Origin of the sequence: Oscillibacter sp., assembly GCF_032018205.1 — a bacterium.
Taxonomy (GTDB): Bacteria; Bacillota; Clostridia; order Oscillospirales; family Oscillospiraceae; genus Oscillibacter.
This window is the reverse complement of sequence record NZ_DALZOY010000017.1, coordinates 45,757-54,127: the sequence shown is the minus strand read 5'-3', so window position 1 is coordinate 54,127 and position 8,371 is coordinate 45,757. Positions and strand designations below refer to the sequence as shown.

The 8,371-nt window shown below is 55.5% G+C and carries 9 protein-coding genes; 8 read left to right on the top strand and 1 reads right to left on the bottom strand.

The features are described 5' to 3' along the window. Positions 1 to 366 (top strand): putative ABC transporter permease (locus RTU96_RS12620; protein ID WP_312636971.1); only part of this gene is annotated, 366 nt, incomplete at its 5' end. A gap of 47 nt (positions 367 to 413) precedes the next feature. Here RTU96_RS12620 and RTU96_RS12615 read toward each other — a convergent pair. Further along, positions 414 to 1,073, bottom strand: coding sequence for a peroxiredoxin (locus RTU96_RS12615; RefSeq protein WP_293009539.1), 660 nt, complete (start codon positions 1,071 to 1,073; stop codon positions 414 to 416). 171 nt (positions 1,074 to 1,244) lie between these two features. On the opposite strand from RTU96_RS12615, the gene RTU96_RS12610 reads away from it, so the two are divergent. The 7 genes from RTU96_RS12610 to RTU96_RS12580 form a co-directional block, all read left to right on the top strand. Continuing rightward, a complete protein-coding gene (locus RTU96_RS12610) occupies positions 1,245 to 1,718 on the top strand; it encodes a holin family protein (RefSeq protein WP_293009538.1) in 474 nt (157 codons plus the stop codon). 50 nt (positions 1,719 to 1,768) lie between these two features. Then, positions 1,769 to 1,957 (top strand): hypothetical protein, encoded by a 189-nt coding sequence (locus RTU96_RS12605; RefSeq protein WP_293009537.1) that lies wholly within the window; start codon positions 1,769 to 1,771, stop codon positions 1,955 to 1,957. A 51-nt stretch (positions 1,958 to 2,008) separates the two neighbouring features. Then, positions 2,009 to 2,476, top strand: coding sequence for a Gp49 family protein (locus RTU96_RS12600; RefSeq protein ID WP_312636970.1), 468 nt, complete (start codon positions 2,009 to 2,011; stop codon positions 2,474 to 2,476). 10 nt (positions 2,477 to 2,486) lie between these two features. Further along, on the top strand, positions 2,487 to 2,684 hold the full coding sequence (locus RTU96_RS12595) for a holin (RefSeq protein WP_312636969.1): 198 nt from the start codon (positions 2,487 to 2,489) through the stop codon (positions 2,682 to 2,684). Further along, the gene (locus tag RTU96_RS12590) at positions 2,681 to 3,253 is read left to right on the top strand and encodes a D-Ala-D-Ala carboxypeptidase family metallohydrolase (RefSeq protein ID WP_312636968.1); all 573 of its coding nucleotides are present in this window, start codon (positions 2,681 to 2,683) and stop codon (positions 3,251 to 3,253) included. The genes RTU96_RS12595 and RTU96_RS12590 overlap by 4 nt, the downstream gene beginning before the upstream one ends. Before the next feature lie 89 nt (positions 3,254 to 3,342). Beyond that, a complete protein-coding gene (locus RTU96_RS12585; protein ID WP_312636967.1) occupies positions 3,343 to 4,704 on the top strand; it encodes a hypothetical protein in 1,362 nt (453 codons plus the stop codon). Between the two features lie 108 nt (positions 4,705 to 4,812). Further along, on the top strand, positions 4,813 to 8,371 hold a 3,559-nt coding region (locus tag RTU96_RS12580), incomplete at its 3' end, for a hypothetical protein (RefSeq protein ID WP_312636966.1).

Below are 8,371 nucleotides of genomic sequence, written 5' to 3'. Positions count from 1 at the left end.
AAGACCGCGCGTGGCCATCCCGAGGGGATTAGCTGGACCATGCTGGTGCTGGCGCTGCTGCTGGGCCTCGTCATGGAGCGGATGGGCGCGGAGCTACCGTGGCGGTGTCCGATTTGGACACAAGCCATCCTGTGCGGCCTCGCCATCACAGCGGCGGAGTTCGTGGCCGGGCGCGTCCTGAACCTCTGGCTGGGGTGGCGTGTCTGGGACTACTCCCATTTGCCGGGGAATCTGCTGGGGCAGGTCTGCCCGCAGTTTACGGCCCTGTGGTGCCTTGCCGCCGGGCCGGTGATTGTGGGGCTGGACTGGATGCGGTATGCCGTCCGGGGCGGAGAGAGGCCGCGATACTATTTGCGAGGGAGTTAATACTGTAAGGAATATAAAAATTCCGCCCCGAAGTGGGGCGGAATAGGTTAGTTATGATCGGAACTTTCGGGAAGCTCCTTGCCGCACAAAAACCAGTCTCTACAGGTAAGTCCCTCGCTCTGTGGATTATTCTGGCGAGAAAGCAGAGCGTCATAAGTTTGAGGTGGAGGGACTAGAACAGGCTGTCCGGGTTGCCAGTTTGCTGGCGTAACTACATGGTATTGGTCACTGGTTTGCAAAGCTGTGACCAGACGAAGAATTTCGGGAATACTCCTGCCATTTGTAAGGGGATAGATCAAAATAGCGCGGATTTTCTGATCGGGGTCGATAATAAACACATTACGTACGGTTTCTTGCTTGCTGACGTCTGGGGCAATCATCCCATACATTCGAGCAATATCCCCCATGCGGTCGGCCACAACCGGGAAAGGAACCTGAACGCCAGTGGTCAGGTATATCGCGTACACCCAGGCAAGATGAGATGGATTGCTGTCGATGCTCAATCCTAAAAGCTGAGTGTTCTTATCTGCAAACTGCTGTTGTGCTTCTGAAAAAGCAATGAATTCAGTGGTACAAACTGGCGTAAAGTCGCCGGGATGCGAGAAAAAAACTAGCCATTTACCCTTGAAGTCAGACATTTTTATAGGGCCAAATGTTGTGACTGCGGTAAAGTCAGGCGCTTGCATGCCTATGGAAAGATGATCCATTAATGCACCTCCTCTATACAATTTATGCTGGAAAAGAGTGGATGCTACTTGGTGGTGAGCTGATGACAGGACGAGAAGCCGTTGGCGCGATTATCTTGCTGGACTGGATGCGGCACGCCGTCAGAGGCGGCAAGAGGCCGCAATACTTTTTGAAATAAGAGGGAATTGGGAATGGAACACAATGCGTTGTTAAATACAAAAGCGGCGATTGCCGCAATTCTGGCGGCGCTGACGGCCTTTTGGGGCTGGTTCGGGTGGCTGGTGGTGGTCTGGGTGGGCATGATGCTGCTGGACTGGCTGATCGGCAGCGCGGCGGCCTTTAAGAAAGGGAAGTGGAGCAGCGCGAAGCTGCGGGCCGGTGCGTGGCACAAGGGCGGCGAGGTGGTGATTGTGGTAGTGACGCTGGTGGCGGACTGGCTGATCGGGCTGGTTGTCGCAAATATTCCCGGCATTACGTTGCCATTTGAGTATTCCGTGCTTCTGGCGCCGTTGGTAATTGTGTGGTACATCATCGGGGAGCTGGGCAGTCTCGCGGAGCACGCCGTGACATTCGGTGCGCCGGTTCCGGGGTGGCTGGTATCCGCGCTGGAGGCTGGGAAAAAGGCCGTGGACAGCGCGGGGGACAAGCTGACCGGAGATAAATAGTTGTAATCCAGCCGCAAGGGCGGCAGAAAATATATTTTTGGAGGTACATTATGAACAATCCCGACATGAGCAGAAAGCCCGAACACGCGGGCCAGACCGTGCAGCAGGGCTGCTTTGCAATCACCTATGACGAGCTGGGGTACGCCACAAAGGCGGTGCTGACGAGCCACAGTCCCGGCGTGGTGGTGGATGGGGAAGTTATTCCCGGCGAGCCGATCAAACGGCCCGACAGGGAGTAATGAGGACGGGGCGGGGCCTGTGCTCCGCCCCAGAAAGAAAGGATTTTGATTATGGAACAGTATATCGGAACAAAAATGATTCAGGCGGAGCCTGCATATCGCGCAGATGGGAAAATCTATCCCGTATCTGGCCCGTATCCCAGATCAATGAACTTGGAATCCGGCTACCGTGTCCGCTATGCCGACGGCTACGAAAGCTGGTCCCCGAAGGAAGTATTCGAGGAAGCCTATCTGCCGCTGGCGCGTAACCCTAATCTGAAAACGGATGCTCCGTCCATCAGCCAACAGATGGTTGATGATTTCATTGCTTCTCACGACACCATGACGCTGGGCGGCAAGTGTACGGTGGTCCGGGCCGTGCTACGAAACGGGTTCGCCATCGTCGAAAGCTCCGAATGCGTCAGCGCGGAGAACTACGATGAAAAAATGGGCGAGGAAATCTGCATGGAGCATATCAAAAACAAGGTTTGGATGCTGCTCGGCTTTCTGCTTCAGACTGCCGTTGGCGGCATTCGGTAAGGAGGTACATATGAAAAACTGGAAAGTTTGGGCAAAGGCAGCAGGTGTGCGTGCGGTGAAGACCGTGGCGCAGACGGCGGTGGCAACCATCGGCACGGCGGCGGTGCTGGGCGCGGTAGACTGGCGCATGGTGGTATCCGCGTCCGTGCTGGCGGGAGCGCTGTCCCTGCTGACCAGCGTGGCGGGGCTGCCGGAGGTCAAGGCGTGAGCGTTAAGAACTATTCCAAGAGGACAAGCGGCGGCGTGAAGCTGTCCGCGAATTTCACCGTGGCGGAGTTCGCCTGCCACGACGGCAGCGACATTGTGCTGATTTCCGACGAGCTGGTGGCGCTGCTCCAGAAAATCCGGGATCATTTCGGAAAACCCGTCACCATCAACAGCGCCTACCGGACGGCGGCGTGGAACACTAAGCAGGGCGGCGCTCCGAAGTCCCAGCACCTGCTGGGCATGGCGGCGGACATCACCATTTCCGGCGTGCCGCCGCTGGCAGTGGCGCAGTACGCAGAGTTTTTGCAGCCCAAGGCCGGAGGCATCGGAGTGTATCAGACCTTCACCCATGTGGATGTGCGGGCCGTCAGGACGCGCTGGGACAGCCGCAGCGGGGCTGAGAAGGCCGTGTCCGGCTGGCCGGGGTATAAGGAGGCCTCCAAGCTGGATAAGGCCGTGGACAAGCTGGTGGGCGCCGGAGTAATCGACAGCCCCGACCGCTGGAAGACCGGGGACTGGACAAAGCGGGCCGTGGAACTGCTGATTATCAAGATGGCGGGGAAGGTCTGACAGAGGGAGAGGCGCATTGCCCAGTAAATACGTAAAGCCGAACAGGGCGGGGCACTGCCCCGCCCTTATTTTCAAGAGAGGTGGAGACAATGGCAAAAACAAATGGTCCTGACATGTCCCGCGACACATCGAAAGCCGGACAAACTGTCCAGCAAGGGCAGTATTCAGTGTCGTACGATAGTGACGGGTATGCAAAGAGTGGCACAAAAACTTCAGACAGCCCCGGCGTTGTCGTTGACGGCACGTATTACAGCGCAGAAAGTCTGGGAGGCGGGGGAAGCTCTAGCGGGGGCGGCAGTTCATCCTCTAGTAGCACGCAAAGCTCATCTGGAACGTCTTCTGCGGGAAGTGACTACACGCAGTATTTAAAAGACCTGTATGCTGCACAGACAGCATCCCAGTTGGCGGCGCTGAAAAGTACTTACGATCAGAACACGGCAGATTTGTCGGCGCAGGCGGCAAAAATTCCACAGACGTATGGTGCTGCACGAAACGATGCTGCGGCACAGAACGAGATTGCAAAGCAGTCTTTTAACGAATACGCGGCGACCCGTGGGCTGAATACGGGCACTTCTGGGCAGGCGGCGCTTGCTAATTCGTCGGTGCTGCAAAAAAATCTTTCGTCCATCAGCACGGGTGAGGCGGATGCACTGAGCGAAAACGCGCTGGCGGCGCAAAAATTAAAGTCTCAGTACGACTCCGCCATCAATCAGGCACAGGCCAGCGGCAATGCTCAGCTTGCGCAGGCGCTTTATCAGGAGTATGTGCGGCAAGCGGATGCTCAGGTGGCGGCGCAGGCGGCGCAGCAAGCGCAGAATAACTGGGAAACGCAGTACCAGACGCAATTGCAGCAGTACGCAGATAGCCAGAACCAGTGGCAGCAGGAATTTGAATATAGCAAGCAAAGCGACGCGCAGAAGTATGCGTACAATCTGGCCGCGTCCATGTTGAGCCAAGGAGTAATGCCGGACGCAGCCACGCTGACCACTGCTGGAATTTCTTCTGCCGATGCGCTCAGTATGAAATTGGCAGCGGTACAAGGGCAATCCAATGGGACCGTGTCGGCTACGTCGGTCAAGAAAGCATCCAATAGCGGTGGCGGCGATGCTGTGTCGTATGATAACGGAGGGCTGAGCACCTCTCAGATCAAGCAGCTGCAAAACTACTATGGTGTTACTTCGGACGGATACTGGGGGGCTGCATCCACCAAAGCCGCTGGCACGTTGGGGGCAGATCAGGCGTGGTATAACTACAAGCTAAATGCGGGTGGTTCGACCGGGGGAATGAATGTTGCTAATTATAACGGGCTGAAACGGACTATTACCACGTATAAGGCCGCCGGTAAGAACGATAGCGCGGCTTCGTACATTGCGGCGAATTGGGACAACCTGAATGCCGAGCAGCAATCTGATCTCAGAAAGTATTGCGCAGAAATCGGTATTTCAATATAACCGGAGGGACATATGGCAAAGCTTGACATTAAATTTAATAATAGCGGCAAAATATATGCGTTTGATACGGCGACCGCAAAGAAAAAGCCGGTGTCTGTCCAAGAGGAAATGCGAAACAGCGACCCTCGCCCCAACGATCCCGTGACGCGAATGCTGATTCGCGATTTGTCAAAGCAGACCCGCACAAGCCGCATCGCTGACACGGTGAGCGGTGCGTTGAAGTCTACGGCGGGAGGTCTTATGGACATGACAGGCGTGCTGTACCAATCCGGGCAAAATGCTCGGAGCGCGGGGAATCAGCAAACCCTGAACGAGTATAAAACCGCCCTTTACCGTGCGCAGCGGGAGCTTTCTGACATGCAGACTGAAAACGCCCGCAGTCCCGGCGCGTGGGGCGAGGTGGACCTGCAAGCACAGAGAAACATTCTTGCGGATGCCCGTAGAAAATACGATGCTATGAACAGGGTTGTTCAGGGAGGTGTTCAGCAAAAGGCCACGGATGCCGCCAGAGATTTTGCCGGTGACGTCACCGCCTCCGGAATGCAGGATGTGGAACGCGCGAAAGAAGGTATGGGCAAGATTGGGCGGCTGGCTGTGGATGTGGGCGTGGCCGGGACGCAGATGGCGGCGGACGTTGGGATGGCGGCGCTTACCGGCGGCAGTGCGCTGATTCCCATGGCCGCGCGCGCCTTTGGCGGCAGCACGCAGGACGCACGGCAAAGCGGGGCATCCTTTGGGCAGCAGGTGGCCTATGGTCTCAGCAACGCCGCCCTCCAGGTGGGTACGGAGAAAATGTTTAACGTAGCAGCCCCGTTTAAGAAAATGTTTGGCGCGGGCGTGTTGGATAAGGCCCTTGAAAAAGCGACGGCCAAATTGACAGGGAGCGCCGCAGGACGGGCTTCGCTGTCCGCGCTCAGCGAAGCATCGGAAGAAACGGTGGCGGGGATTCTGGACCCGCTCTTGAGAGCAGCCACACTGGGCGAAACACCGGAGTGGGATGCCGGGCAGATTCTGCAAGAGTCTCTGGTGGGAGGCATTTTGGGCCTTGCCGGGTCTGGCGTAGAGATTGCAACGCAGAAGCGCGGGAATGCTACGCAGGAAGCCGCAGGAACGGCGCAAAGCACCCCAGCGGGTGGTTTGGCTGCCGCACCCAACGACGCTGTCACGCAACTTTTTGTGGATGTACTGGCAGGTAAAAAAAGGGCCGGCACTGGAGCGGAATCGGCAAAGACGAATTATGATACTTCGGAAGCTACGGCGATTAGGCACGAGGGAAAGTCGTTCCGAAATTTAGTAGCTGGTTTTGATACGAGCGTATCCGAATTTTTCAACAAGTGGAAAAATGGACGTAAAAGCCATCAAGGAGAAAAGCTTGAAAAGCTGTATTTAGGTAAACTCTCGGAAGGGTCCAGATCACAGGTAGCCAATATTCTCGGATATTCTGTGGGGGAAAGAAATGTTATTGTTACGAACGACGACGTGAAGCACATTTTTGACCATCACGGAAATGCCGAATTGGAGGCAAAGCGGGGGAATCTGCCGATTGAGCAATGGGCTATTGACGCTCTCCCGGAAGTGATTTCGGCTCCTGATTCTATTATCCCGGGGGAAATTAAAAAATCCGGGAAAAATCCCGGAAAGCAAGGTGTTATATTCAGCAAAGCATTACAAAACGGACGCGTTATTACGGTGCAGTTTGATAACAGCAGCCGTGGGACAATGGAAATTACCACGATGTATGTAAAAGAAAATAGCGGAAATCCCACTCAGGCGCTGAACGTGGAAAATCAATCCCCGCAGCTTACGTCCGAGACGCCTCCTGATCCTGTGGTTTCCGCTACAAATAGTATACCCAGTTCAAACGCAAATGTCAAGAATGATATTCTTTTGGACATATTTACAGGCAAAAAGCGTCTTGAAAACGGGAAATTCATAGACGCGCCCCAGCCTATGGGCGATACGAGTTGGGCCGACGGCAGTTTGGGAAGTGCGCAGGCCGGTTTTGATCCGTATTCCCAACTGCAAAATCAGACCGACGCCGCGAACTTCCACGATGACGGGGCCAACGCTGCCCGCGTGGTAGATGTTCCGAAAACTAACTTTGAGGGCCGCAATGTTCCGGAAAGTGCGAAGACCGTCATGGGGGCGCAGGCGATTGACGGCGCTGATGTGCGCATGATCGAGAGTCAAATCGCAAACGGAACGCTGGCATTCGATACGATTACGGACGAAAAGGCCGTTGCAAAAGCCCAGAATGCCATCCGCGAAAAAACTTTTGATGGAGCGTTGGAGCAGTACCGCGCAAGCGTTGAATCCAATGTGGCTTCCAAGGATAATACGACGCTGGGGCAACAGCTATTGATTCTGGCTATGCACAGTGGCAACACCGCAAATGTGTCCGAACTGCTGTCACTGTACACCCGAAACTCAACGACTGCCGCACAGGCTATGCAGGCTCAGGCGATTTTCCGCAAACTCAGTCCGGAGGGGCAACTTGTGTCCATTCAAAAAGCGGTGGATTCATTTAACCAAAAGCACGACACCACCATTGAAATTGATCCGGAGGACGTGGAGGCTTTTGTGGACGCGGAGGACGACGCGGCGCGAGATGGCGCGGCTGAAAATATTTTCAAGCACGTTGCGGAGCAGGTCCCCGGAACCTTCACTGCAAAATTTGACGCGATCCGGTATCTGGCCATGCTGGGGAACCCCCGGACACACATCAGAAATATCCTGGGAAACACGTTCTTTCAAGTCCCGGTGGCTGCAAAAAACCGCGTGGGCGGTGTTGCCGACGCGATAGCAAGCGCGGTTAGTGGGGGGAAATACGAGCGCACAAAATCCATCAGCGGCGTCTCTCCCGTGAGTCAGCTTGCAAGGGAGAGTCGCGCGGATTGGACGAACGCAAAGGCTTTCCTGTCCCACGGGAGCAAATTTGCCGAGGGGCAAACATCTCTTTACAACATTGAATCGGAACAAAAAGCGTTTAAAGACAGGGGCGTCGGGGGAGCGATCAATAAAGCGTCCGAAATCAACGGCGCATTGCTGGAAGCGGAAGATACGATTGCAAAGAAGTTTATCTACACTCAGAGCCTTGCCGGATACCTGAAGGCAAACGGCGTGCAGTCCCTTTCCAACGCAGACCCCGGACTTTTAAACCGGGCCAGAAGCTATGCCGCGCAGGAGGCTCTGCGGAACACATTTAACGACACGAACGCGCTTAGTGAAGCGGTGTCTAGTCTCAACGGGCTGCGAAGCAGTGATAATAAGTTCAAGCGGGCCGCCGGGTATGTTGTGGAGGGTGTTCTCCCGTTTAAGAAGACCCCGGCGAACATTCTAATGCGCGGCGTGGAATACTCCCCTGTTGGCGCGGTGATGGGCGTGATTGACACCATTCGAGGGGCAAAGAGCGGGGACACGACAAAACTCACACAAGGCATCGACCATATCGCGTCCGGTATGACAGGCTCCGCTCTGATGGCCGCAGGCATACTGGCTTCCGGTGCAGGGTGGGTCACTGGGGGCGGAGACGAGGATAAGAACCAACGCGATTTTGACAAGCTCACCGGGCATCAGGAATATGCGCTGGAGCTGAAAAACGGAAAATCTGTCACACTGGACTGGTTGGCTCCGGCGGCAATTCCGTTTTTCATGGGCGCACAGCTTC